The 23,118-nt window shown below is 63.9% G+C and carries 16 protein-coding genes and 2 rRNA genes; 16 read left to right on the forward strand and 2 right to left on the reverse strand.

Translation table 11 applies throughout. The features are described 5' to 3' along the window. Positions 1–64 precede the first annotated feature (64 nt). From argC to JOE41_RS18480, 10 genes are all read left to right on the forward strand, one after another. Complete coding sequence (gene argC, locus JOE41_RS18435; protein WP_209753180.1) at positions 65–1,096, forward strand: N-acetyl-gamma-glutamyl-phosphate reductase; 1,032 nt, start codon at positions 65–67, stop codon at positions 1,094–1,096. Then, on the forward strand, positions 1,093–2,259 hold the full coding sequence (gene argJ, locus JOE41_RS18440) for a bifunctional glutamate N-acetyltransferase/amino-acid acetyltransferase ArgJ (RefSeq protein ID WP_209753181.1): 1,167 nt from the start codon (positions 1,093–1,095) through the stop codon (positions 2,257–2,259). Before argC ends, argJ begins: the two co-directional genes overlap by 4 nt. A 32-nt stretch (positions 2,260–2,291) precedes the next feature. After that, a complete protein-coding gene (gene argB, locus JOE41_RS18445; RefSeq protein ID WP_011691358.1) occupies positions 2,292–3,224 on the forward strand; it encodes an acetylglutamate kinase in 933 nt (310 codons plus the stop codon). Beyond that, the gene (locus tag JOE41_RS18450) at positions 3,221–4,501 is read left to right on the forward strand and encodes an acetylornithine transaminase (protein WP_209753182.1); all 1,281 of its coding nucleotides are present in this window, start codon (positions 3,221–3,223) and stop codon (positions 4,499–4,501) included. The genes argB and JOE41_RS18450 overlap by 4 nt, the downstream gene beginning before the upstream one ends. Further along, positions 4,498–5,505, forward strand: coding sequence for an ornithine carbamoyltransferase (gene argF / locus JOE41_RS18455; protein WP_011691360.1), 1,008 nt, complete (start codon positions 4,498–4,500; stop codon positions 5,503–5,505). The genes JOE41_RS18450 and argF overlap by 4 nt, the downstream gene beginning before the upstream one ends. After that, the gene (locus tag JOE41_RS18460) at positions 5,505–6,065 is read left to right on the forward strand and encodes an arginine repressor (RefSeq protein ID WP_011691361.1); all 561 of its coding nucleotides are present in this window, start codon (positions 5,505–5,507) and stop codon (positions 6,063–6,065) included. Before argF ends, JOE41_RS18460 begins: the two co-directional genes overlap by 1 nt. A gap of 12 nt (positions 6,066–6,077) precedes the next feature. Then, positions 6,078–7,283: an argininosuccinate synthase gene (locus JOE41_RS18465; protein WP_011691362.1), complete on the forward strand. Its 1,206-nt coding sequence runs from the start codon at positions 6,078–6,080 to the stop codon at positions 7,281–7,283. Positions 7,284–7,288: 5 nt separating this feature from the next. Next, positions 7,289–8,728 (forward strand): argininosuccinate lyase, encoded by a 1,440-nt coding sequence (gene argH / locus JOE41_RS18470; RefSeq protein WP_209753183.1) that lies wholly within the window; start codon positions 7,289–7,291, stop codon positions 8,726–8,728. A gap of 128 nt (positions 8,729–8,856) precedes the next feature. Continuing rightward, on the forward strand, positions 8,857–9,411 hold the full coding sequence (locus JOE41_RS18475) for a pyridoxamine 5'-phosphate oxidase family protein (protein WP_209753184.1): 555 nt from the start codon (positions 8,857–8,859) through the stop codon (positions 9,409–9,411). A 31-nt stretch (positions 9,412–9,442) separates the two neighbouring features. After that, the gene (locus tag JOE41_RS18480; RefSeq protein WP_209753185.1) at positions 9,443–10,180 is read left to right on the forward strand and encodes a maleylpyruvate isomerase family mycothiol-dependent enzyme; all 738 of its coding nucleotides are present in this window, start codon (positions 9,443–9,445) and stop codon (positions 10,178–10,180) included. A gap of 14 nt (positions 10,181–10,194) precedes the next feature. On the opposite strand, the gene JOE41_RS18485 is transcribed toward JOE41_RS18480, so the two are convergent. Together JOE41_RS18485 and JOE41_RS18490 are read right to left on the reverse strand one after the other, a co-directional pair. Further along, positions 10,195–10,689, reverse strand: a complete 495-nt coding sequence (locus JOE41_RS18485) for a methylated-DNA--[protein]-cysteine S-methyltransferase (RefSeq protein ID WP_209753186.1) — start codon at positions 10,687–10,689, stop codon at positions 10,195–10,197. Between the two features lie 45 nt (positions 10,690–10,734). Next, complete coding sequence (locus JOE41_RS18490) at positions 10,735–12,249, reverse strand: DNA-3-methyladenine glycosylase 2 family protein (RefSeq protein ID WP_209753187.1); 1,515 nt, start codon at positions 12,247–12,249, stop codon at positions 10,735–10,737. 91 nt (positions 12,250–12,340) lie between these two features. Between JOE41_RS18490 and JOE41_RS18495 the strand changes: the two genes are divergently transcribed. The 6 genes from JOE41_RS18495 (at position 12,341) to JOE41_RS18520 (ending at position 23,061) form a co-directional block, all read left to right on the forward strand. Further along, complete coding sequence (locus JOE41_RS18495) at positions 12,341–12,994, forward strand: DNA-3-methyladenine glycosylase (protein ID WP_209753188.1); 654 nt, start codon at positions 12,341–12,343, stop codon at positions 12,992–12,994. Positions 12,995–13,085: 91 nt separating this feature from the next. Beyond that, entirely contained in the window at positions 13,086–13,643 is a 558-nt protein-coding gene (locus JOE41_RS18500) for an adenine phosphoribosyltransferase (protein WP_011691369.1), read from the forward strand. Between the two features lie 82 nt (positions 13,644–13,725). Next, positions 13,726–15,954, forward strand: a complete 2,229-nt coding sequence (locus JOE41_RS18505) for an AAA family ATPase (protein WP_011691371.1) — start codon at positions 13,726–13,728, stop codon at positions 15,952–15,954. A 100-nt stretch (positions 15,955–16,054) separates the two neighbouring features. Then, on the forward strand, positions 16,055–17,368 hold the full coding sequence (gene tyrS / locus JOE41_RS18510; protein ID WP_011691372.1) for a tyrosine--tRNA ligase: 1,314 nt from the start codon (positions 16,055–16,057) through the stop codon (positions 17,366–17,368). 513 nt (positions 17,369–17,881) lie between these two features. Further along, positions 17,882–19,405, forward strand: a 16S ribosomal RNA gene (locus tag JOE41_RS18515). Positions 19,406–19,923: 518 nt separating this feature from the next. After that, positions 19,924–23,061: ribosomal RNA gene (locus tag JOE41_RS18520) — 23S ribosomal RNA — on the forward strand. The 16S and 23S rRNA genes sit together here, the layout of an rRNA operon. Positions 23,062–23,118: the final 57 nt, after the last annotated feature.

Consider the following 23,118-nt stretch of genomic DNA (forward strand, 5'->3'; position numbering starts at 1 on the left):
GGCAGGTATGAGCGTATGCATAAATATCGGGTTCTATGCATAGTCTTCCTGTATAGTCGTTTCCATGACTATTTCTGTTGCCGTTTCCGGTGCGAGCGGTTACGCCGGCGGTGAGGTGCTTCGCCTTCTGGCCGGACACCCCGACGTCACTATCGGCGCTATCACAGCACACAGCAACGCCGGTTCCAGACTAGGCGAATTGCAGCCGCATCTCCATGGTCTGGCCAGCCGCATCCTCGAGGACACCACCGTGGAGAACCTCTCCGGCCACGACGTGGTGTTCCTGGCCCTGCCGCATGGTGCCTCCGCGGACATTGCGGCCCAGTTGCCCGAAGGCACGGTAGTGATCGACGCCGGCGCCGACCACCGGCTGGAAGACCCCGCCGCCTGGGAAAAGTTCTACGGTTCCGCGCACGCCGGGACGTGGCCCTACGGGCTGCCCGAACTTCCGGGCCAGCGGGAAAAGCTCAAGGGAGCGAACCGGATTGCCGTACCGGGATGCTACCCGACGTCGGCCCTGCTGGCCCTGACGCCCGGGTTCGCCGGCAGCCTCCTGCAGCCTGACGACGTCGTGATTGTCGCTGCCTCCGGCACCTCTGGCGCCGGGAAAGCTGCGAAGGTGAACCTCATCGGCTCCGAGGTCATGGGGTCCATGAGCCCCTACGGCGTGGGCGGCGGCCACCGGCACACTCCGGAGATCGAGCAGGGGCTGGGCAATGCCGCGGGCGAGGCTGTGACGGTATCCTTCACGCCCACCCTTGCCCCGATGAGCCGGGGCATCCTCACCACCGCAACGGCAAAGGTGAAGCCCGGCGTCACCGCAGCAGAGCTGCGCAGCGCCTGGGAAGGGGCGTACGACGACGAGCCGTTCGTTCACCTGCTTCCCGAGGGCCAGTGGCCCTCCACCAAGTCCGTGCAGGGCTCCAACCACGCCGTGATGCAGGTGGCGTTCGATGCGCACACCGGCCGCGTCATTGTTACCTGCGCCATCGACAACCTGACCAAGGGGACCGCCGGCGGCGCCGTGCAGTCCATGAATATCGCCCTTGGCCTGGCGGAAACCGCCGGCCTCAACCTGCAGGGAGTTGCCCCGTGAGCGTCACCGCCTCCAAAGGATTCCGCGCCGCCGGGGTCAAAGCCGGCCTGAAGGCGTCAGGGAATCCTGATCTTGCCCTTGTGGTCAACGACGGCCCGTCCAAAGCCGCAGCGGCGGTGTTTACGTCCAACCGCGTGGCCGCGGCCCCCGTCCACTGGTCGCGCGAAGTGGTGAAGGACGGCCGCGTCGACGCCGTGATCCTCAACTCCGGGGGCGCCAACGCCTGCACCGGCCCGCAGGGCTTCCAAAACACCCACACCACCGCGGAAAAGACCGCCGAAGCCCTGGGCGTCTCGGCCACCGACATCTTTGTCTGCTCCACCGGCCTGATCGGCGAGCAGCTGCCCATGGACAAGATCGTCCCGGGCATCAGCGCGGCCGCCGCGGCCCTCGGCACCGACGGCGGCCCGGCTGCGGCCACGGCGATCATGACCACGGATTCCGTGTCCAAGGAAGCAGTGTTCACCGGCAAGGATGCCGAAGGCAACGAATACACCATCGGCGGCATGGCCAAGGGCGCCGGCATGCTCGCCCCCGGGCTGGCCACCATGCTGGTGGTCATCACCACCGACGCGGACGTCCAGCCGGAAATGCTCGACGTCGTGCTTCGCGACGCCACCAGGGTCACCTTTGACCGGGCGGACTCGGACGGCTGCATGTCCACCAACGACACCGTGGTGCTGCTGGCATCGGGTGCATCGGGCGCCGTGCCCTCGGCAACGGAATTCGGTGCCGGACTGACGCAGGTCTGCGCCGAACTGGCCCGCAAGCTGATCGGTGATGCCGAAGGCGCCAGCCATGACATCGCCATCCGGACGTTCAACGCCGCCAGCGAAAAGGACGCCGAGATTGTCAGCAGGGCCGTGGCCCGCTCCAACCTCTTCAAGGCTGCAATCTTCGGCAAGGACCCGAACTGGGGCCGCGTGCTGTCCGCCGTGGGCACCACCGACGCCGTGTTCGAGCCGGACCAGCTGAATGTTTCCATGAACGGCGTGCAGATCTGCCGCAACGGAAGCATCGGCGAAGACCGCAGCCTCGTGGATCTGGAGCCCCGGGAGGTCCACGTCGGGATCGACCTGCAGGCCGGAGAATCCGAAGCAACGATCTGGACCAACGACCTCACGCACGACTACGTCCACGAAAACAGCGCCTACTCAAGCTAGGTGGCAGACCCACCTTCCGGGGAGACAGCACCATGAACACCCAGACACGCGAGACCACCTCCATGAGTGATGCCCAGGACAAGGCAGGCACCCTGATTGAAGCCCTGCCGTGGATCCAGCGCTTCGCGGGCACCACCATGGTGATCAAGTACGGCGGCAACGCCATGGTCAACGATGAACTCCGCCGGGCGTTTGCCGAGGACGTCGTCTTCCTGCACCACGTGGGCATCCACCCGGTGGTGGTGCACGGCGGAGGTCCGCAGATCAACGCCATGCTCAGCCGCCTCGGCATCGAGTCCGAGTTCAAGGGCGGGCTGCGCGTCACCACCCCCGAGGCCATGGACGTGGTCCGCATGGTGCTGACCGGCCAGGTGGGCCGCGAACTTGTGGGCCTGATCAACTCCCACGGCCCGTACGCCGTCGGCATGTCCGGAGAAGACGGCGGGCTGCTGCGTGCCGTCCGGACCGGCACCGTCGTGGACGGCGAGGAAGTGGACCTGGGCCTTGTCGGGGAAGTCGTGGGCGTCAACCCCGAGGGCATCGTGGATATCCTCGCGGCCGGCAGGATCCCGGTGATTTCCACTGTTGCCCCGGAAATAGCTGACGACGGATCCACCACCGGGCAGGTGCTCAACGTCAACGCCGACACCGCGGCCGCCGCCGTCGCGTCGGCGCTGGGGGCCTCCAAGCTGGTCATCCTGACCGACGTCGAGGGCCTCTACGCGAACTGGCCGGACAAGTCGTCGCTGATTTCATCCCTCACGGCCTCAGAGCTGCGGGAGATGCTGCCGAGGCTTGAATCGGGCATGATCCCCAAAATGGCCGCCTGCCTGCAGGCGGTTGACGACGGAGTGGAGCGCGCACACATTGTGGACGGCCGCCTGCCGCACTCCATGCTGCTGGAAACATTCACCACCGCCGGAATCGGCACGCAGGTGGTCCCGGACGAGGAAACGAACGCATGAGCCAGATAGAAAAGTCCCCGGTGGTTGAGCTGGTCGAAACCAAAGGCCATACGACTGGAGCCGAGTGGCTGGCCCGCTATTCCTCGTCCCTCATGGGTGTGTTCGGGACGCCGCAGCGGGTCCTCGTCCGCGGAGCGGGCTGCCTGGTCTGGGACGCCGACGGCAAGGAGTACCTCGACCTGCTCGGCGGCATAGCCGTGAATGCCATGGGCCACGCCCACCCGTTCGTGACGTCGGTGATCTCCAGCCAGCTCGCCACCCTGGGGCACGTGTCCAACTTCTTCACCAGCCCCACTCAGATTGCGCTGGCCGAAAAGCTGCTCGAACTGGCCAAGGCGCCGGCGGGTTCCAAAGTATTTTTCGCGAACTCCGGCACCGAGGCCGTGGAGGCCGCCTTCAAGCTGGCGCGCCGCAATTCCGGCGCCGAGGTGTCAGCCGGCCCGGGCGGAACCGTCAAACGGCGGACCAAGATCGTCGCGCTCGAGGGGGCGTTCCACGGCCGCACCATGGGCGCGCTGGCGTTGACCGCCAAGGCCGCCTACCGGGCGCCGTTCGAACCCCTGCCCGGTGGCGTTGTCCACATCCCGTTCGGGGACATCGACGCGTTGATCGAGGAAATCGATGAGACCACTGCGGCTGTCTTCCTGGAGCCGATCCAGGGTGAAGCCGGCGTCCGGCCCCTGCCCGCCGGCTACCTGAAGGCTGCCCGCGAAGCGACCACAAAGGCGGGCGCGCTCCTGATCCTCGATGAGGTCCAGACCGGCATCGGCCGCACCGGCAAATGGCTGGCCAGCGAAGACGCCGGTATCGTCCCGGATGCAGTGACGCTCGCCAAGGGCCTGGGCGGAGGTTTCCCGATCGGGGCGTTGATCACCTTCGGTCCCGAAACTTCCTCGCTCCTCACCGCAGGCCAGCACGGCACCACCTTTGGCGGGAACCCGGTGGCCACGGCAGCCGCCCTGGCCACGCTCCACGCGATCGAGAGCCAGCGCGTCCTGGACAACGTCCGTGCCGTGGGGGATCACCTCCGATCGAAGCTCGCGGCAGTCGACGGCGTCACGGAAGTCCGCGGCGAAGGCCTCCTGATCGGCTTTGACCTGGACGCGGACATCGCGCCTGCCGTCGTGACCGCAGGGCTGGATGCCGGGTTCATCGTCAACAGCCCGGGTCCGCGCACCATCCGCCTCGCTCCGCCGCTGATCCTGACGGCCGCACAGGCCGACAGCTTCATCCAGGCACTGCCCACGCTCCTCCAGACCGCAAAGGATGCCCAGTGACCAGCTCCGCAACAACCCGTCACTTCCTCAAGGACACCGACCTCACCCCGGCAGAACAGGCCGAGGTCCTGGACCTCGCCGTCCGCATGAAAGCCGCGCCTTACAGCATCCAGCCGTTCGCGGCAGAAGGCAGCGGACGCAAAACGGTCGCGGTCATCTTCGACAAGACGTCCACCCGGACCCGCGTGTCCTTCGCCACCGGCGTGGCTGACATGGGCGGAAACGCCCTCATCATCAACCCGGGCGAGGCACAGATCGGCCACAAGGAGTCCGTGGAGGACACCGCCAAAGTCCTGGAACGCATGGTCTCCACCATCGTCTGGCGCACCGGCGCCCATTCGGGTCTGGTGGCCATGGCCGAAAACTCCAAAGTCCCGGTCATCAACGCCCTCTGCGACGACTACCACCCCTGCCAGCTGCTCGCCGACCTGCTGGCCGTCAAGGAACACAAGGGCGAGCTCAAGGGCCTCACCATGAGCTACCTCGGTGACTCCGCCAACAACATGGCGAACTCCTACCTGCTGGCGGGGGTGACGGCCGGGATGCACGTGCGCATTGCAGGTCCGGACGGCTACCTGCCGGCCGCGGATATCGTCGCCGCCGCAGAGGAGCGGGCTGCGGAAACGGGCGGCTCGGTACTGATCACCACGGATGCCGCGGAAGCTCTCAAGGGGGCCGACGTCGTCGCCACGGACACCTGGGTGTCCATGGGACAGGAGACCGAAAAGGAAGCCCGGCTCCAGCTGTTCCGCAACTATTCCGTTGATGAAGCAGCGATGCAGCTCGCGGCGCCGGACGCCGTCGTGCTTCACTGCCTGCCGGCGTACCGGGGCTATGAGATCTCCGCAGGAGTCATCGACGGTCCCCAGTCGATCGTCTGGGACGAGGCGGAAAACCGCCTCCACGCCCAGAAGGCGCTGATGGCGTGGCTCATGCACCGGTCGGGCCTGGCCTTCGTCGACGGTCTCTCGCCCGTTGAAGGAACCGGGGAGAGCACGTTCTAGTGTCCACCAACCCGTCGGTACCGGGCCCGAGCCCGGCGACCAAAACCGCCAGGCTGGCGCGGATCACCGCGATCCTGACCGGTGAGTCAGTGCGTTCGCAGGCCGAGCTTGCCGCGTTGCTGGCGGACGACGGCGTCCAGGTCACCCAGGCCACGCTGTCCCGCGACCTCGTGGAACTCGGGGCGGTCCGGGTTCGCGGCAAGGACGGCGTGCTCGTGTACGCCGTCCCGGGGGAGGGCGGTGAACGTGCGGCCAAGGCCGGCGTCACCCAGGAGATCCTGGACGCCCGGCTTGCCCGGCTGTGCGGGGAACTGCTGGTTACCGCCGAGGCATCGGCGAACATCGTGGTGCTCCGGACCCCTCCGGGGGCGGCGAACTTCCTGGCCCTGGCCATCGACCACTCGGTCATGCCCTCCATCCTGGGGACCATCGCCGGGGACGACACCGTGCTGCTGGTCACGCGGGATCCGCAGGGGGGCGGGGAAGTGGCCGCCCGCTTCCTGCAGTTCGCTGAAGAAGCCGGCCATAAGCTTGAAGACAACCAAGAACCAAACAACTAAGGAGCATTTGAAGTGACTGAGCGTATTGTGCTGGCCTACTCCGGTGGCCTGGATACTTCCGTAGCGATCGGCTGGATCGGTGAAGCAACCGGTGCCGAGGTCATCGCCGTGGCCGTCGACGTCGGGCAGGGCGGCGAGTCGCTGGAGACCATCCGCCAGCGTGCCCTGGGCTGCGGCGCCGTCGAAGCCTACGTGGCCGATGCCAGCGACGAATTCGCCAACGAGTACTGCATGCCCACGCTGAAGGCCAACGCCCTCTACCAGGGCCACTACCCGCTGGTCTCGGCGATCTCCCGCCCGGTGATCGTCAAGCACCTGGTCAAGGCCGCCCGTGAATTCGGTGCCACCACCGTGGCGCACGGCTGCACCGGCAAGGGCAATGACCAGGTCCGCTTCGAAGTGGGCATCCAGACCCTCGGCCCGGACCTGAAGTGCATTGCCCCGGTCCGCGACCTCGCCCTGACCCGCGACAAGGCCATCGCCTTCGCCGAGGAAAAGGGACTGCCGATCGAGACCACCAAGAAGAACCCGTACTCGATCGACCAGAACGTCTGGGGCCGCGCCGTCGAAACCGGCTACCTCGAGGACATCTGGAACGCCCCCACCAAGGACATCTACGACTACACCGCCACCCCGGAATTCCCGCCGGCGCCGGATGAGGTCATCATCTCCTTCGAAGCCGGCGTGCCGGTCGCCATCGACGGTGTCAGGGTCACCCCGCTGCAGGCCATCAAGGAACTCAACCGCCGCGCCGGCGCCCAGGGCGTGGGCCGGATCGACGTCGTCGAGGACCGCCTCGTCGGCATCAAGTCCCGCGAAATCTACGAGGCCCCCGGTGCCATGGCGCTGATCACCGCGCACAAGCACCTCGAGGACATCACCGTTGAGCGCGAACAGGCACGCTTCAAGGCCACTGTCGGGCAGCGCTGGTCCGAGCTGGTCTACGACGGCCAGTGGTTCTCCCCGCTCAAGCGCTCCCTGGACGCCTTCATCGAGGACACCCAGAAGTACGTCTCCGGTGACATCCGCATGACGCTGCACGGCGGCCAGGCCGTGGTCAACGGGCGCCGCTCCGAGACCTCCCTCTACGACTTCGACCTCGCCACCTACGACACCGGCGACACCTTCGACCAGTCGATGGCGCGCGGCTTCATCGAGCTGTGGGGCATGTCCGCCAAGGTTGCCTCCGGCCGCGACATCCGCGTCGCCGGAAAGTAGCCCCTGTGGCTGAGTCCGTCGAAACCCCGAAGTCTGAAGCGACCAACACGGGCGCTCTGTGGGGCGGCCGGTTCGCCGGCGGCCCAGCCGACGCCCTTGCGGCGCTGAGCAAGTCCACGCACTTTGACTGGCGGCTGGCCCGTTACGACATTGCCGGGTCCAAGGCGCACGCCCGCGTGCTGCACAAGGCCGGCCTGCTGAACGACGCCGAGCTGGAGGGCATGCTGGACGCCCTGGACCGGCTGGATGCAGACGTTGCCTCCGGCGCCTATCTGCCCGCGGAGTCCGATGAGGACGTCCACGGTTCGCTGGAACGCGGACTGATCGAGCGGGCGGGCACCCAGCTCGGCGGCAAGCTGCGCGCGGGCCGGTCCCGCAACGACCAGGTGGCCACGCTGGGACGGATGTTCCTGCGTGACCATGCCCGGATCATCGCCCGCGGCGTGCTCGCCACGATCGATGCCCTTGTGGACCAGGCCAGGGCACACCAGGGCGTGGCTATGCCCGGACGCACGCACCTTCAGCACGCGCAGCCCGTCCTGCTCAGCCACCACCTGCTGGCCCATGCCTGGGCGCTGCTGCGCGACGTGCAGCGGCTGGCGGACTGGGACAAGCGTGCGGGCGTCTCGCCCTACGGCTCCGGCGCCCTTGCGGGCTCTTCCCTGGGCCTGGACCCGGAAGCCGTGGCCGCGGAGCTGGGCTTCTTCTCCGCGACCCACAACTCGATCGACGGCACCGCCTCGCGCGACGTCTTCGCCGAGTTCGCGTGGGTCACGGCCATGATCGGTGTGGACCTTTCGCGCGTGTCGGAGGAGGTCATCCTGTGGGCCACCAAGGAATTCTCCTTTGTCACCCTGCACGATTCGTACTCCACCGGTTCCTCGATCATGCCGCAGAAGAAGAACCCGGACGTTGCCGAACTGGCCCGCGGCAAAGCGGGACGCCTGATCGGCAACCTGACCGGGCTGCTGGCCACGCTCAAGGGCCTGCCGCTCGCGTACAACCGCGACCTGCAGGAGGATAAGGAGCCGGTCTTCGACGCCGCCGACACGCTGGAGGTCCTGCTTCCGGCCGTCTCCGGCATGATCGCCACGCTGAAGTTCAACACCGAACGGATGGAGTCGCTGGCACCCCAGGGCTTCGCGCTGGCCACGGACATCGCCGAATGGCTGGTCCGCCAAGGGGTTCCGTTCCGCGAGGCGCACGAACTCTCCGGCGCGGCCGTGAAGCAGGCGGAAAGCCGCGGCGTGGAACTCTGGGACCTGACGGACGAGGAATACGCCGCCATCTCGGAGCACCTGACGCCGGAGGTCCGCACGGTCCTGTCCACTGAAGGTTCGCTCAACAGCCGCAACTCCCAGGGCGGGACGGCACCTGCCGCCGTCGAGCGCCAGCTCATCGCGCTGGAAGCCGAGCTGGCCGGCGTGCGGGAGTACGCAGGCTAACAGCCGCACGCTCTCTCACTTGTTGCAACTATTTGGCCGACGCTCTCTCACTTTCCTCAAGAAAGTGAGAGAGCGTTGCCGATGGTCCCGCAATAACTGAGAGAGCGTTCTGCGTTTATGGTGGGTGCATGAGCGAATCCTTCCGCCAGTACCTTCGTGCCCTGCCGGACTTTCCCGACGACCTTCCGGATTTTGATCCGGCGGATGCGCCGGCTGACCCGGCCCAGCTGTTCCGGCAATGGCTGGCAGAGGCGCTGGCCGCCGGAGAACCCCAGCCGCATGCGTGCAGCCTGGCTACGGTCGGGGCCGGCGCCCAGCCCTCGTCGCGGATGTTGATCCTTAAGGACATCGACGACGACGGCTGGCGCATCGCGACGTCCCGCACCTCGCGCAAGGGCAAGGAACTCGCGGCGACCCCAAAGGCGGCCCTGAATTTCTACTGGCCGCTGCAGGGCCGGCAGGTCCGCGTGGCAGGCGGCGTCGTGGAGCTGTCCGCAGAGGCCTCGGCAGCGGACTGGGCCGCCAGGCCGGCGGCGGATGGCAGCGGCAATCCAGACTGGCAGCTCTACGCCGTCCGGCCGCACGAGATCGAGTTCTGGCAGGCCCGGCACGACCGGCGCCACGTGCGCCATCGCTACGGTGCCGGCACTGACGGTCGCGATTCCGGCAGGGACCTGCGTTAAGGGCGATTAACTGTCCGCTACGATGGCGGGTATGACCGCAATCACACCGGACGCGCTGCTCGCCGAACTCCACAAAGCTGCCGACGTCGTTGCCTCCCAGGCCGGCAAACTCACCGAAGAAGACGTGACGGCCCCTTCCTTACTGCCGGGATGGACCCGGGGCCACGTGCTTGCGCACCTGGCCGGCATTTCGAATGCCATGGCCCGGCAACTTGAGTTCGCCGGCCGCGGCGAGACAGTTGAACTTTATGACGGCGGCTTTGAAGGCCGCACCAAAGCCATCGAAATGTCCGCCGGGCACACCCTGGAGCAACACCGGGCGGATGTGGATTCTGCGCTGGAGCGCGCCCTTCGGGCCTTCGATTCATTGGATGCCGGCGGCTGGCAGGCGCCGATCTCCTACCGCGGGGGAGTGGCGCTGGACGGCGGCATGGCCCTATGGCGGGAGCTCGTGATCCATGCCTCGGACCTGAATACCGGACGTGGCCCGGAATCCTGGAGCCGGCCCTTCTGCGAGCACTTGTTCGATTTCCTGTCAGCACGTGTGCCTGACGGGCAGCGGTTCGTTTTGCAGGCACTCGGCCTTCCGCCGGTGACCATCGGCGCCGGCAACCGGTCCACCGTCATTAGCGGAATGCTGACGGACATCGCGGCCTGGCTGGCGGGGCGCGAGCCCTCGCTGGGCAGCCTGCGCGCGTCTGCTGCTGCCGACGATGTGGATCTTCCGGAACTCCTGCCGTGGCCCGCGGGCGTTCCGGCCAGCAAGTAGCGTTGCCGGCTCCGTCAGCCTTTCTCGCGTCCCAGCAGACTTTCCTTGACGGCGAGCCCCCACCGGAATCCGCCCAGGGTGCCGTCTGTCCGCACCACGCGGTGGCACGGTACGAAAAGGGCCGCCGCATTGAGGGCGCAGGCACTCGCCGCGGCCCGCACGGCCCTCGGGTTCCCGGAGAGCTCCGCGTATTCCGTGTAGGTCACCGGGCGTCCCGGGCTCACCGTCCGGAGGACATCCCAGGCGTGGCTGCGGAACGGCCCCGATTTCTGCAGGACCCGCACACGCATGGCAGGCTCCGGGTCGCCGGCATAGAAGGCAACCACGGCGTCCGAGATATCGCCAAGTTCCAGGACCGGGACTAATTCATCCGGCATCAGTTCGGGATGGATCTGCCCGGTCAGCTCCGCAGCCTCCGCGGTCCAGCCGGACGCCAGGACGGCGCCGTCGCGGGCAATGATGGTGAACGGTCCGTCCGGGGTGGACATGGTCAGCAATTGGGCTTTCATTTCTTCGCTTTCTTGGGTTAAATCTCCGGGATTAACTCTTCAGGGTTAACTCATCGAGGCGGCAGACTCAGCCTGCCGCCTCGGCCTGGCTTGAGGGCGCATGGCGGCAGCACGCCAGAGGTGCATGGTGGCGTAGGAACGCCAGGGGCTCACGTCCGTGAAGTCCGCGGGCTGCACGCCGGGCGGCCGTTCACCCGACTGCGGGCCGGTGTCGAGGGCGAGGATGCCGTTGCGCACGGCGGCGTCATTGGCCAGGAACACGTCCGGTGCACCGATCACGCGCATGGCAACGTACCCCACCGTCCAGGGTCCCACCCCGGGCAGCGGCAGGAGCTTGGACTGCAGGCCCGCCAGGTCGTCTCCGTAACCGAAGTCGAGGTTTCCGGCGGCCATGGCGCCGGCAGCGGCCCTTACCGAGTCGATCCGCCGCTGCGGACCGCGCAGCAGGCCGAATCCCGGGTCGGCGATCTGGGCCGCAGTGGGGAAGAGACGGTGCAGGCCGTCCGCCGGCACCAGGCTCTCGCTTCCGCAGGCGGAGAGCTGGGTGAGGGCGGTCCGGGCGGCCGCGACCGTGATCTGCTGGCCGATCATCGCCCTGATCAGCAATTCCTGCGGATCCACGGCCCCGGGCATCCGCATGCCCGGAAAGGCTTTGACCGCCGGTGCCAGCCGAGGATCGGCTTCCAGCGCGTTGTCGATGGCCACGGGGTCTGCGTCGAGGTCCAGGAGCCGCCGGACACGGCTCAGCAGCGACGGCAGGTCCCTTAGGTCCACGGCCCCGATGGTGAGAACCAGCGGCCGCCCCGGGGCGTCGGCGTCGTACTCAACGCTGAAGCGGGCATCAGCGTGCGGCAGCCGCAAGGTCCGCGCGTAGGAGGTGCCGGTGCCGGTCTCGATCCCGGGAATGGAGCGCACGGCGAGGAATTGGAAGATGCCCGGATCGAACGGTTCACGGTAGGGCAGGTTCAGCGTCAGAGCCGTCGTCGCAGTAGGCGTCCGGTGGTGGCGCGCGGTGCCCCGGAGGGCCGTCGGCGTCATGTCGAAGACCTCGCCGATTGTTTCGTTGAACTGGCGGACGCTGCTGAACCCGGCCGCGAACGCCACGTCGGCGAGCTTCATCTGCGTGGACACCAGGAGCGTCCGGGCCGTCTGGGCCCTGCCTGCCCGTGCCAGCGACAGCGGACCGGCGCCGAGTTCGTGGGTGAGGATCCGGTTGAGCTGCCGCGAAGAGTAGCCGAGCCGCGACGCGAGCCCTTCTACGCCGTCGCGGTTGATGACGCCGTCGTTGATGAGCCGCATGGCCCGCCCCGCGATGTCTGAGCGGATGTTCCACGCCGGCGTTCCGGGCACGGCTTCGGGAAGGCAGCGCTTGCAGGCCCGGTACCCCGCGTCGTGGGCCGCAGCGGAGGTTTCGTAGAACGTGACGTTCTCCGCCTTGGGGGTCCGGGCCGGGCACGAGGGTCGGCAATAGATGCCTGTGGTCCGGACGGCTGTGTAGAACTGCCCGTCGAAACGGGGGTCGCGGGCATCGATTGCCCGGTACCGCTGCCAGAAGTCCATGGCTCCATCCTGTCAGCTCGGGGAACCGGGTGCTAGCGGAAATCGGACACGGCCGTGGGGCGGTAAGGCCGCTCTTTGTTAAAGTCGATGCATGAGCAGCAGTCCGCCGCGACCTGGCCACGAACATGCCGTGCGGGAGTTACTTTCCGGGGACGCCCGGCACGTGGCGCCCCTGGTCCTTGGCGCCGTACTCACCCATAACAGTCCCGAGGGGGCGGTTTCCGTACGGATCACCGAGGTGGAGGCCTATCTTGGCCCGCACGACTCCCCGCACCCGGACCCCGGTTCCCACACCTTTCGCGGACAGACCGGCCGCAACAAGCCCATGTTCGGGCCCGCCGGGCACCTGTACGTCTACTTCACCTATGGCATGCATTATTGCGCCAACATCGTGTGCGGACCACCCGGAACGGCGTCGGCCCTGCTGCTGCGGGGCGGGGAAATCGTGGCCGGCGAAGACGTGGCACGTACCCGGCGCCCGACGTCGAAATCCTCCAAAGACCTGGCCAGCGGGCCCGCCAGGCTGGCCACTGCACTGGGACTGACGACGGCGGACAGCGGGCGGGACGCGCTCGGTGAGCCGTTCAGGCTGGAGTTGCCGGTGGCGCGGGCACGCGACATCAGCACCGGGCCGCGGGTGGGGGTTTCGGGCGCCGGCGGTAGCCACGCCTATCCGTGGCGGTACTGGCTGACCGGCGATCCCACGGTCTCCCGCTACAAGGCCGCGAAGGCCCGTCCGGCTTAGGCGCCGCCGCTGCGGCCCAGGCGTGGCCGCCCGGGCCAGGCTTCGGCGCCCGGATCGTGAAGAATGGCCGCCACCGGCATAGGGTGGATGCGTGAATCAAAGCGAGCCGGGCCAAACCAGAAGAAGCGTTCCCGTGGACCAGCTGATCAACAGCCTGTGCGCCACGGTGCCGGACTATCCCAAGCCCGGAATCATCTTCAAGGACCTGACGCCGGTCTTCGCCAACGGTGCCGCCCTCCGTGCGGTGGTGGACGCACTGGTCGAGCCGTTCAAAGGACAATTCGACGCCGTGGCCGGGGTGGAAGCCCGAGGCTTCCTGCTGGCAGCCGCTGCTGCCTATGCCACCGACACTGGGGTGATCACGGTGCGAAAAGCCGGAAAACTCCCACGCAAGGTGATCTCGGAAGACTATGCGCTGGAATACGGGACGGCAACGCTGGAATTGCACACCGCGGATCTGCCAGCCGGGAGCCGTGTGCTGATTCTCGACGACGTCCTGGCCACGGGCGGTACGCTCGGCGCCGCCGCCCGGCTGTTTGAACGCTGCGGCGTCCATGTGGCCGGTGTGGGCGTGGTTATGGAACTTGGTGAACTGCGCGGACGCTCGGCACTCACCGGCCACCGGGTCCGCTCACTCCTCCGGCTCTAGGGCTCACTGAAATGTTTCAGACGCGTTCATCAAAATGGTTGTAGAATGGACGGTCTGTCTTTTGCGATAGGGGAAAGTCTCGATGCTCGACGCTGATTTGGCCCATGAACGGGACTATGTTGCCGGACTGTATGCCCGCCTTGATGAGCTGCGCGAGGAAAAGCGCACTCAACTTGCCCAGGTCCGCCGTGCCGGTGCCGTGGGAACCATGCAAAATGTTTCCGAACGGGATGCCTTTGCGGCGCTCTATGAGGACCGCCTGGCACAGCTGGATGCTGTGGACGACCGGCTTGTTTTCGGCCGCCTGGACCTGGACTCGGGGGAGGCACAGTACATCGGCCGTATCGGTCTGACGACTGATGACCTCCAGCGGCTCATGGTCGACTGGCGCGCGCCCGAGGCCGGGCACTTCTACCAGGCCACTGCCTTCGACCGCCAGGGCGTGCGCCGCCGGCGCCACCTGATTCTGCAGGGCCGCGAGGTAAAGGCCATAGAAGACGACGTCCTCGACGCCGACATGCTGGCCGACAACGAGTCCCTGCAGGGGGAGGGCGCGCTGCTGGCCGCCCTGAACTCCAAGCGGACCGGACGCATGTCGGACATCGTGGGCACCATCCAGTCGGAGCAGGACCGGATCATCCGCTCGTCCATCTCCGGCGCCGTGGTCGTCCAGGGCGGCCCCGGTACAGGCAAGACGGCGGTTGCGCTGCACCGCGCAGCGTACCTCCTCTACACCCACCGTGACCGGCTGAAGACCGCCGGTGTGCTCCTGGTGGGTCCGTCGTCGTCGTTCATGAAATACATTGAGCGCGTCCTGCCGTCACTCGGCGAGACAGGCGTGGTCATGGCAAGTGTCGGCCGGCTGATGCCCGGCATCAACGCTGTGCCCGAACAGGAAGCGGACGTCGCTGCTGTCAAGGGCAGGCTGGATATGGCCGAGGTGGTTGCCAACGCCGTTTCCAACCGGCAGCGCATTCCGGCTGAGAACCGGATCCTTGAAGTTGACGGCCGCAAGCTGGTCCTGACTCCCCGGCAGGTGCGGCGGGCCCGGGAAAAAGCCCGTGCCACCCACAAGCCGCACAACGAGGCGCGCCTGACGTTCGTGAAGATCCTGCTCCGTGAGCTCACCGAGCAGATGACCGAGCTCGTCGAGGCCGGCAGCATCGGCAACAATGCCGACCGTTCGTACCTCGCCGAGGACGTCCGCACTGCACGCGATGTCCGGATTGCACTCAATCTGTGCTGGATGCCGATGACCCCGGAGAAGCTCATCTCCGAGCTGTTCAGCAAGCCGGCCATCCTGGAGGCCTGCACGCCCCACCTGACAGATGCTGAACGCGCTCTCCTCAGCCGCCCGGCCGACAGCCCCTGGACCGAAGCCGACGTGCCGTTGCTGGATGAAGCGGCCGAATTGCTGGGTGAGCTTGATCCCGCCGCCGGCCGCGGACTGGCACAGCAGGAGCACGACCGTGCCCGGGATATCGCCAACGCCAAGCAGACCCTGGTAAACATGGAAACGGCCGGGGTGGACGTGCTGATGACGGCCGAGGAACTCGTCGACCAGAACCAGGAGCGGGAAGCGCGGCTCACCGCGGCGGAGCGGGCCACCAGCGACCGCACGTGGGCCTTCGGGCACATCGTCGTCGATGAGGCGCAGGAGCTGTCGCCCATGCAGTGGCGGCTCCTGGTGCGGCGTTGCCCGCTGAAGTCGTTCACGATCGTGGGCGACATCGCCCAGACGAGTTCCGTTGCGGGGGCCAAGTCCTGGCAGAGCGCGCTGGAGCCGATGTTCGGCGACCGCTGGCAGCTCGAGGAGCTCACCGTCAACTACCGCACGCCATCCCAGATCGCGGAGGCGGCGGCACGGATGGCCACCGCCGCCGGTCTGGTGATCTCTGCTCCCAAGGCCGTCCGCGAGGGCCGCTGGTCGCCGATCATTGACCGGGTGGAGGACGGGGCTATCGTCAGCAGGCTCGTTGAGGTCCTTCCGGATGAGCTGGACGCGCTCGACGGCGGCCTGCTTGCGGTGATTGCCGACGGCGAACTGCTGCCGCAGGCCACTTCGGCCCTGCGCGCTGCCTACGGCCGCCGCGTCGGTACCGGGGCCGGCAGTTACGAGCAGGACATTGTGGTTATCAGCCCGCGGGAAGCCAAGGGCCTGGAATTCGATGGCGTGGTGGTGCTGGAGCCGTCCATGATGCTCAACCATGAACACGGACGCGTCGGCGACCTCTACGTGGCCATGACCCGGCCAACCCAGCGGCTGCGGCTGATCGCTGCCGCCCCGGTGCCGGCAGGCATCGAACGCTGAACCCCGGGGGCGGGAGGACCGGATTGTCCCGGACTCCCGCCACCCCGGAGGCGCTGTCACGCAGCGCTGTGGCCCGGGCAATCCTGCTAACTTAGATCACGTGTCCCAACTAAATGATCTCGAGTCCCAGCAGAACGATCCGACCTTTGCCAACATCTGGCAAGAGCTCAACTGGCGCGGCCTGGTCCACGTATCCACTGATGAAGTGGAACTGGAAAAGCTGCTCGCCGGGGACCCGATCACCTATTACTGCGGGTTCGATCCAACCGCACCCAGCCTGCACCTGGGCAACCTCGTGCAATTGCTCCTGATGCGCCGCCTTCAGCTCGCCGGCCACAAGCCGCTGGGCCTGGTTGGCGGATCCACCGGCCTGATCGGTGATCCGAGGCCGACGGCGGAGCGCACCTTGAACACCAAGGACACCGTTTCTGAATGGGTCGGTTACCTTCAGGCCCAAGTGCGCCGCTTCCTGAGCTTTGACGGCGACAACGCCGCCAGGATGGTCAATAACCTCGACTGGACTGCCCCGCTTAGCGCCATTGATTTCCTTCGCGAAATCGGCAAGCACTTCCGGGTCGGCACCATGCTCCGCAAGGATGCCGTTGCCTCCCGTCTCAGTTCGGATGAGGGCATCAGTTACACCGAGTTCAGCTACCAGATCCTGCAGGGCATGGACTACCTCCAGCTCTTCCGTGACTACGGCTGTGTCCTGGAGACCGGTGGCTCGGACCAGTGGGGCAACCTCACCAGCGGTACCGAACTTATCCGCAAGGTGGAGGGCAAGCACGTGCATGCGCTTGGTACGCCGCTCATCACCAACTCGGACGGCACTAAGTTCGGAAAGAGCGAGGGCAACGCCATCTGGCTTGATCCGGAGATGTGCAGCCCCTACGCCTTCTACCAGTTCTGGCTCAACACCGCTGATGCCGACGTTGCCGCGCGGCTGAAGGTGTTCACCTTCCTGACCCGGGCAGAGATAGAAGCCCTGGAGGTTTCCATCGCCGAGCGCCCCTTCGCCCGCGAAGGCCAGCGCCGGCTGGCGTTCGAAGTGACCTCGCTGGTCCACGGCGTGGAGGCTACGGAGAAGGTCATCGCCGCCTCGGCGGCACTTTTCGGCGGAGGCGATCTCGCGGCGCTGGACGAGCAAACCCTCTCGGCCGCGACCGCCGAACTCCCCTCGGTGCGCGTTGACCCGGACGGGACGGGCATTGTGGATCTGCTCGTGGCCTCGGGGCTTGCGGACAGCAAGTCGGCCGCCCGCCGGACGGTCGGCGAAGGCGGCGCCTACGTCAACAACACCAAGGTCACCGATCCGGATGCAGTCATTCCGGGCAGCGAACTCCTGCACGGGCGTTACCTGCTCCTGCGCCGCGGGAAGAAAAACTTGGCAACCGTGGAAGTGGCAGCTTCCTAGGAACGGGCGCACCCAAGAAGTCATTTACACACTCCTTTCCGGCTGATTTGCGCGGCCGGGGAGGAGCGTGTAATGTTTTCTGAGTCGCCGCCGCTGAGTGGTGACAAACCCCCTACAAATGAGAAGCAATTCTTCATGCGCAAGGCGCAGATATGAAAAATTGCTTCGCATTTTGCTGGGCGGATTCGATCCACCAAGTGAATTCCGGGAGAATAACCGGATTTGCAAAGTGGAAATGAATGAAATAAGCTAGAAACATCGCAGCGAAGAAATGATAACAAAGAATTCACTGGAATTCAAATAATTGTTTGAAAAGTAGTCGAATGTGTCTGTTGTTTGAGAACTCAATAGTGTGCCAAGTTTGTTGATACCAATTTATTTTATGGATTGGTTGAATTGACTGGATCCGCCACCCCGTGGTGTGGTCTGGTTTTTACAGCTGGTTTCAAATTTTGTGCAGCCGCTTTCTTCCGTTTTCCCGGGGGTGGTGGTTGTGTCTGTTTTTGTTTTACTTCAACGGAGAGTTTGATCCTGGCTCAGGATGAACGCTGGCGGCGTGCTTAACACATGCAAGTCGAACGATGATCCCAGCTTGCTGGGGGATTAGTGGCGAACGGGTGAGTAACACGTGAGTAACCTGCCCTTAACTCTGGGATAAGCCTGGGAAACTGGGTCTAATACCGGATATGACTCCTCATCGCATGGTGGGGGGTGGAAAGCTTTTTGTGGTTTTGGATGGACTCGCGGCCTATCAGCTTGTTGGTGAGGTAATGGCTCACCAAGGCGACGACGGGTAGCCGGCCTGAGAGGGTGACCGGCCACACTGGGACTGAGACACGGCCCAGACTCCTACGGGAGGCAGCAGTGGGGAATATTGCACAATGGGCGAAAGCCTGATGCAGCGACGCCGCGTGAGGGATGACGGCCTTCGGGTTGTAAACCTCTTTCAGTAGGGAAGAAGCGAAAGTGACGGTACCTGCAGAAGAAGCGCCGGCTAACTACGTGCCAGCAGCCGCGGTAATACGTAGGGCGCAAGCGTTATCCGGAATTATTGGGCGTAAAGAGCTCGTAGGCGGTTTGTCGCGTCTGCCGTGAAAGTCCGGGGCTCAACTCCGGATCTGCGGTGGGTACGGGCAGACTAGAGTGATGTAGGGGAGACTGGAATTCCTGGTGTAGCGGTGAAATGCGCAGATATCAGGAGGAACACCGATGGCGAAGGCAGGTCTCTGGGCATTAACTGACGCTGAGGAGCGAAAGCATGGGGAGCGAACAGGATTAGATACCCTGGTAGTCCATGCCGTAAACGTTGGGCACTAGGTGTGGGGGACATTCCACGTTTTCCGCGCCGTAGCTAACGCATTAAGTGCCCCGCCTGGGGAGTACGGCCGCAAGGCTAAAACTCAAAGGAATTGACGGGGGCCCGCACAAGCGGCGGAGCATGCGGATTAATTCGATGCAACGCGAAGAACCTTACCAAGGCTTGACATGGGCCGGACCGGGCTGGAAACAGTCCTTCCCCTTTGGGGCCGGTTCACAGGTGGTGCATGGTTGTCGTCAGCTCGTGTCGTGAGATGTTGGGTTAAGTCCCGCAACGAGCGCAACCCTCGTTCCATGTTGCCAGCGCGTAATGGCGGGGACTCATGGGAGACTGCCGGGGTCAACTCGGAGGAAGGTGGGGACGACGTCAAATCATCATGCCCCTTATGTCTTGGGCTTCACGCATGCTACAATGGCCGGTACAAAGGGTTGCGATACTGTGAGGTGGAGCTAATCCCAAAAAGCCGGTCTCAGTTCGGATTGGGGTCTGCAACTCGACCCCATGAAGTCGGAGTCGCTAGTAATCGCAGATCAGCAACGCTGCGGTGAATACGTTCCCGGGCCTTGTACACACCGCCCGTCAAGTCACGAAAGTTGGTAACACCCGAAGCCGGTGGCCTAACCCCTTGTGGGAGGGAGCTGTCGAAGGTGGGACTGGCGATTGGGACTAAGTCGTAACAAGGTAGCCGTACCGGAAGGTGCGGCTGGATCACCTCCTTTCTAAGGAGCACCTACAACAACCCTGCCGGGCGTGATGCCTGTGTGGTGGTGTTGTCAGGAGTACGCCCGTTGCGCAGACGTAAGTTCTGCGGCGGGTGCTCACGGGTGGAATATCAGCAAATAGCGGCCGGTGGTTCTTTTTCCTGACTTAGTACGGATGTTCTTCACGTGTGGAGGGTGTCCTGGAAGGGTTCGGGGGGAGGGGTTCCGGTTTAGTGTTTGGCACACTGTTGGGTCCTGAGGCAACAGGGCCATGGCGTGGCCGGGTTTCCTTTGCGGGGGATGCGGTTGTGGTGTGGGTTTGTTTGTTTCTGGTTTCCTGGCTGCACCGATCATGCATGTTTGTGTGTGTGGGGTGTGTGGTACGGGGTTGTTGTTTGAGAACTACATAGTGGACGCGAGCATCTTTTATAAGAAGCAATTTCCAAGAATATGAACCTGGATCTGTTGTTCTGTCTTTCGGGATGGAGCGGTGGTTTCTGTGGTTCTCTCGAAAATTAGCGTTTTTGATCTTTTGTGGTCAAGTTTTTAAGAGCACACGGTGGATGCCTTGGCATTAGGAGCCGAAGAAGGACGTAGGAATCTGCGATAAGCCTGGGGGAGTCGATAACCGGACTGTGATCCCAGGGTGTCCGAATGGGGAAACCCCGCCAGGGACGCGAGTTGCCTGGTGACCCGCATCTGAACACATAGGGTGCGTGGAGGGAACGCGGGGAAGTGAAACATCTCAGTACCCGCAGGAAGAGAAAACAATAGTGATTCCGTTAGTAGTGGCGAGCGAACGCGGATCAGGCTAAACCGTTCCATGTGTGATAGCCGGCGGGCGTTGCATGGTCGGGGTTGTGGGACTTTCCGTATCAGTTCTGCCGGACTGGTGAGGTGTGATGTGCAGGCATAGGTGAACGGTCTTGAAAGGCCGGCCAGAGAGGGTGTGAGCCCCGTAACCGTAATGTTGTGTACCGCCTGGAGAGTATCCCAAGTAGCACGGGGCCCGAGAAATCCCGTGTGAATCTGTCAGGACCACCTGATAAGCCTAAATACTCCCTAATGACCGATAGCGGACCAGTACCGTGAGGGAAAGGTGAAAAGTACCCCGGGAGGGGAGTGAAACAGTACCTGAAACCGTGTGCTTACAATCCGTCGGAGCCAGTCTGATTCTGGTGACGGCGTGCCTTTTGAAGAATGAGCCTGCGAGTTAGTGTTACGTCGCGAGGTTAACCCGTGTGGGGAAGCCGTAGCGAAAGCGAGTCTGAATAGGGCGTTGCAGTGGCGTGATCTAGACCCGAAGCGAAGTGATCTACCCATGGCCAGGTTGAAGCGACGGTAAGACGTCGTGGAGGACCGAACCCACTTCAGTTGAAAATGGAGGGGATGAGCTGTGGGTAGGGGTGAAAGGCCAATCAAACTTCGTGATAGCTGGTTCTCCCCGAAATGCATTTAGGTGCAGCGTTGCGTGTTTCTTACCGGAGGTAGAGCTACTGGATGGCTAATGGGCCCTACAAGGTTACTGACGTCAGCCAAACTCCGAATGCCGGTAAGTGAGAGCGCAGCAGTGAGACTGTGGGGGATAAGCTTCATAGTCGAGAGGGAAACAGCCCAGACCACCAACTAAGGCCCCTAAGCGTGTGCTAAGTGGGAAAGGATGTGGAGTTGCGAAGACAACCAGGAGGTTGGCTTAGAAGCAGCCATCCTTAAAAGAGTGCGTAATAGCTCACTGGTCAAGTGATTCCGCGCCGACAATGTAGCGGGGCTCAAGTACACCGCCGAAGTTGTGGCATTCACATTTTATCCAAGCCGCCTCCTTTGTGGGGTTGGTTCAGGAGTGTGGATGGGTAGGGGAGCGTCGTGTGGGCAGTGAAGTCGCGGTGTAAACCAGCGGTGGAGCCTACACGAGTGAGAATGCAGGCATGAGTAGCGAAAGACGGGTGAGAAACCCGTCCGCCGAATGATCAAGGGTTCCAGGGTCAAGCTAATCTGCCCTGGGTAAGTCGGGACCTAAGGCGAGGCCGACAGGCGTAGTCGATGGACAACGGGTTGATATTCCCGTACCGGCGAAAAACCGCCCATGCTGAACAGGGGATACTAACCGCCCGAGACCTGCCCGATCACCCTTGTGGTGTGAGGGTTTTGGTGGAGCGCGGGACCTGATCCTGGGAGGTAAGCGTATTAACAGGTGTGACGCAGGAAGGTAGCCGAGCCGGGCGATGGTTGTCCCGGTCCAAGGATGTAGGGCGAACGGTAGGCAAATCCGCCGTTCATGATGCCTGAGACCTGACGGGACCCCTTTAGGGGGGGATTCGGTGATCCTATGCTGCCTAGAAAAGCATCGACGCGAGGTTTTAGCCGCCCGTACCCCAAACCGACACAGGTGATCAGGTAGAGAATACTAAGGCGATCGAGAGAATTATGGTTAAGGAACTCGGCAAAATGCCCCCGTAACTTCGGGAGAAGGGGGGCCCCAACCTTGATGGACACTTGCTGTCCGGAGGGGATCGGGGCCGCAGAGACCAGGGGGAAGCGACTGTTTACTAAAAACACAGGTCCGTGCGAAGTCGCAAGACGATGTATACGGACTGACTCCTGCCCGGTGCTGGAAGGTTAAGAGGACCGGTTAGCCGCAAGGCGAAGCTGAGAATTTAAGCCCCAGTAAACGGCGGTGGTAACTATAACCATCCTAAGGTAGCGAAATTCCTTGTCGGGTAAGTTCCGACCTGCACGAATGGAGTAACGACTTCCCCGCTGTCTCAACCATAAACTCGGCGAAATTGCAGTACGAGTAAAGATGCTCGTTACGCGCAGCAGGACGGAAAGACCCCGAGACCTTTACTATAGTTTGGTATTGGTGTTCGGAGTGGCTTGTGTAGGATAGGTGGGAGACGTTGAAGCCCGGACGCCAGTTCGGGTGGAGTCATCGTTGAAATACCACTCTGGTCACTTTGGACATCTAACTTCGGCCCGTAATCCGGGTCAGGGACAGTGCCTGATGGGTAGTTTAACTGGGGCGGTTGCCTCCTAAAAAGTAACGGAGGCGCCCAAAGGTTCCCTCAGCCTGGTTGGCAATCAGGTGTCGAGTGTAAGTGCACAAGGGAGCTTGACTGTGAGAGAGACATCTCGAGCAGGGACGAAAGTCGGGACTAGTGATCCGGCGGTACATTGTGGAATGGCCGTCGCTCAACGGATAAAAGGTACCTCGGGGATAACAGGCTGATCTTGCCCAAGAGTCCATATCGACGGCATGGTTTGGCACCTCGATGTCGGCTCGTCGCATCCTGGGGCTGGAGTAGGTCCCAAGGGTTGGGCTGTTCGCCCATTAAAGCGGTACGCGAGCTGGGTTTAGAACGTCGTGAGACAGTTCGGTCCCTATCCGCTGCGCGCGCAGGAAATTTGAGAAGGGCTGTCCTTAGTACGAGAGGACCGGGACGGACGAACCTCTGGTGTGTCAGTTGTACTGCCAAGTGCACCGCTGATTAGCTACGTTCGGATGGGATAACCGCTGAAAGCATCTAAGCGGGAAGCTCGCTTCGAGATGAGATTTCCATACACCTTGTGTGTGAGAGGCCCCCAGCCAGACCACTGGGTTGATAGGCCGGATGTGGAAGCGAGGACTAACGACTCGTGAAGCTGACCGGTACTAATAGGCCGATAACTTACACCACACACCCTTTTCGTGAACGGATTCAAAAGACGTTCACACCATGGAAAGGGTACAAAGA

The sequence above is a fragment of the Arthrobacter sp. PvP103 genome (assembly GCF_017833075.1).
Classification (GTDB): Bacteria; Actinomycetota; Actinomycetes; order Actinomycetales; family Micrococcaceae; genus Arthrobacter.